We start from the raw sequence: 2,233 nt of genomic DNA, 5'->3' as shown, positions 1-2,233 counted from the left end.
TCCTACTTCCAAGCAGTTTTCTCTGTTTTCGTCTGCTGAAATTGTATAATGAGGCCACTAAAACAATCGGAGAGGACGATTAACATGAGTTTAGATACAGCGATTTTTGCGGGTGGGTGCTTCTGGTGCATGGTTGAACCCTTCGATACGTTTCCCGGTATCAAGTCGGTAGTGTCCGGGTATACGGGTGGGCACCTCGCTAACCCAACCTATGAGCAGGTTTGTGCCGGCAATACCGGTCATACGGAGGCGGTTAAAATCACTTTCGACCCGGATGTGGTTTCCTACGATGAATTAGTGACTATTTATTGGCACCAGACCGATCCCACCGACGCACTGGGTCAGTTCCAAGACCGCGGTGATAGCTACCGACCAGTAATCTACGTCAATAGTCCGGAACAGCGAGCGGTGGCGGAAAAGTCGCGGACGGCTCTGCAAGCTAGTGGCGAGTTCGGTGATGCTCAAATTGTAACCCGAATCGAAGATGCCCAGCCCTTTTACCCTGCTGAGGACTACCACCAGGATTTTTATAAGAAAAATCCCTTCCGCTACGCAATCGAAGAGCAGGGCGGTCGGGCCCAATTCAAGCGCACCCACTGGCAAAGCTAGGTGTGCAATTTTCCTCCAGATATGCAATAATTATTAAAAACGTTTACATGGAGGAAGACTCATGCGAAAACCATTCATTGCTGCTAACTGGAAGATGCACAAAAACGTCGCGGAATCCGTTGACTTTGTAAACCAGATCAAGGGGCAGCTGCCTGATCCGGCAAAGGTTGAAGTCGGCATCGCGCCACAGGCATTTGCCCTATACAGCATGGCCCAGGCTGCCGGTAAGTCTGGCCTCAAGATTATCGCCCAGAATGCCGCGGCAGAGTACAACGGCCCCTTTACCGGTGAGCTGAGTCTCCGGGGGCTGCGAGATCTTGGGACGGATTATGTTATGCTGGGCCACATCGAACGCCGCCGGTTATTCGGTGAGGATAATGAAACGGTCAACCGCAAGGTCAACGCGGCTTTGCAAATGGGAATCACACCGATTATCTGTACCGATGAGACGATGGTGCAAAAGGAAGTCAACGGCGAGATTCACTATGTATTCCAGCAATTGATGAGCGTTTTGCGCGGGGTTTCTCTCGACCAAATTCGCAACGTCGTGATTTCCTATGAACCAAGCTGGGCGGTTGGTGCCGGTCAGCACGCCAACGTGGCCCTGGCCGAAGAGGGCTGTCGGACGATTCGCCGGACCATTGCGGACAACTATACTTATGAGATTGCCGATAAAATCCGGATCCTGTACGGGGGAAGCGTCAATCCTGATAACATCAAGGAGCTGATGGCCAAGTCCGACATTGATGGGGTCCTAATTGGCCGGGCCAGCCTGGATGTTGACAATTTCTTAAAAATGGTCAACTATATGGAGGACGAAGAAAGTAAGAAGTAGTTGTTTTTAAGGGGGAGTTACGTTGCAGACACGGCGGGAATTAAAAGCAAACGCGCGGGCATTATTAGCTGGCAATTGGGGAACGGCAATCAAACTAAATATCGTGCCGGTGATTTTCCAAGTGCTGACTGGATTGATAGTGAGTGGAGCAGTGGCCAGTTTGGGTTTCTACTTCATCCATTTCCACCCGGGGATAGCGCTGAGTGATTTTACGTTCGACTTTGGCGATGACTACTCGACTCAGCAATCGTTTATCAGCGGCTTGATTACGACCTACCTGTTAGTCGGGGTGGACTTTGCACTGATCGATTGGCTGCGTACCGAGTCGGCCCCAACCGCCCCCGTTTAAGAAGGCCTTTCAGGCTTTTACCGGGAAGTACATTATTCCGGTCTTTGTCTTATTTATTATCCAGTGGGTCCTGCTCTTTTTGTGGACTCTGCTGCTGTTTATTCCGGGAATTATCAAGAGCTTCTCCTATTCACAGACCTACTACCTGTATAAGGACTTGCAGGAGACCGACGCAAGCGGCCACATCGGCTACGTTGACTATGTGACCCTGAGCCGGCGCTTAATGGACGGTCATAAGTTGGACCTCTTTATCCTTCGCCTGAGTTTTATTGGCTGGGATATTCTCGGCTGGCTGACCTGCGGAATCGGCTTTATCTGGATTACACCGTATAAGCATATGGCCTACATGAACTTCTACACGAGTCTGGTTGAGGGCCACGACTTGGTAAGTGAAGCAGAGGCACTGCATTAGGGAAGAGAAAAAGGCTGGTGAGAAAATG

At 50.6% G+C, this 2,233-nt stretch carries 4 protein-coding genes; all 4 read left to right on the top strand.

Features of this window, described 5'->3' with window-relative positions:
* Positions 1–84: 84 nt before the first annotated feature.
* The 4 genes from msrA to HMPREF0494_RS11565 all read left to right on the top strand — a co-directional run bounded on the left by msrA (position 85) and on the right by HMPREF0494_RS11565 (position 2,205).
* Positions 85–609, top strand: a complete 525-nt coding sequence (gene msrA / locus HMPREF0494_RS01770; protein ID WP_040458656.1) for a peptide-methionine (S)-S-oxide reductase MsrA — start codon at positions 85–87, stop codon at positions 607–609.
* Between the two features lie 61 nt (positions 610–670).
* Positions 671–1,444, top strand: coding sequence for a triose-phosphate isomerase (gene tpiA, locus HMPREF0494_RS01765; RefSeq protein ID WP_007123197.1), 774 nt, complete (start codon positions 671–673; stop codon positions 1,442–1,444).
* Positions 1,445–1,466: 22 nt separating this feature from the next.
* Entirely contained in the window at positions 1,467–1,793 is a 327-nt protein-coding gene (locus HMPREF0494_RS11570) for a hypothetical protein (RefSeq protein ID WP_007123196.1), read from the top strand.
* 79 nt (positions 1,794–1,872) lie between these two features.
* Entirely contained in the window at positions 1,873–2,205 is a 333-nt protein-coding gene (locus HMPREF0494_RS11565) for a DUF975 family protein (RefSeq protein ID WP_007123195.1), read from the top strand.
* The last annotated feature ends 28 nt before the right edge of the window (positions 2,206–2,233 follow it).

The organism is Limosilactobacillus antri DSM 16041, from assembly GCF_000160835.1.
Lineage (GTDB): Bacteria > Bacillota > Bacilli > Lactobacillales > Lactobacillaceae > Limosilactobacillus > Limosilactobacillus antri.
Note: the sequence above shows the minus strand (reverse complement) of the source record. Positions and strands in the feature narration are given on the sequence as shown.

Bases quoted from the DNA above. Each gene is read 5' to 3' on its own strand.
- msrA (WP_040458656.1), top strand. From the start codon at position 85: ATGAGTTTAGATACAGCGATTTTTGCGGGTGGGTGCTTCTGGTGCATG.
- tpiA (WP_007123197.1), top strand. From the start codon at position 671: ATGCGAAAACCATTCATTGCTGCTAACTGGAAGATGCACAAAAACGTC.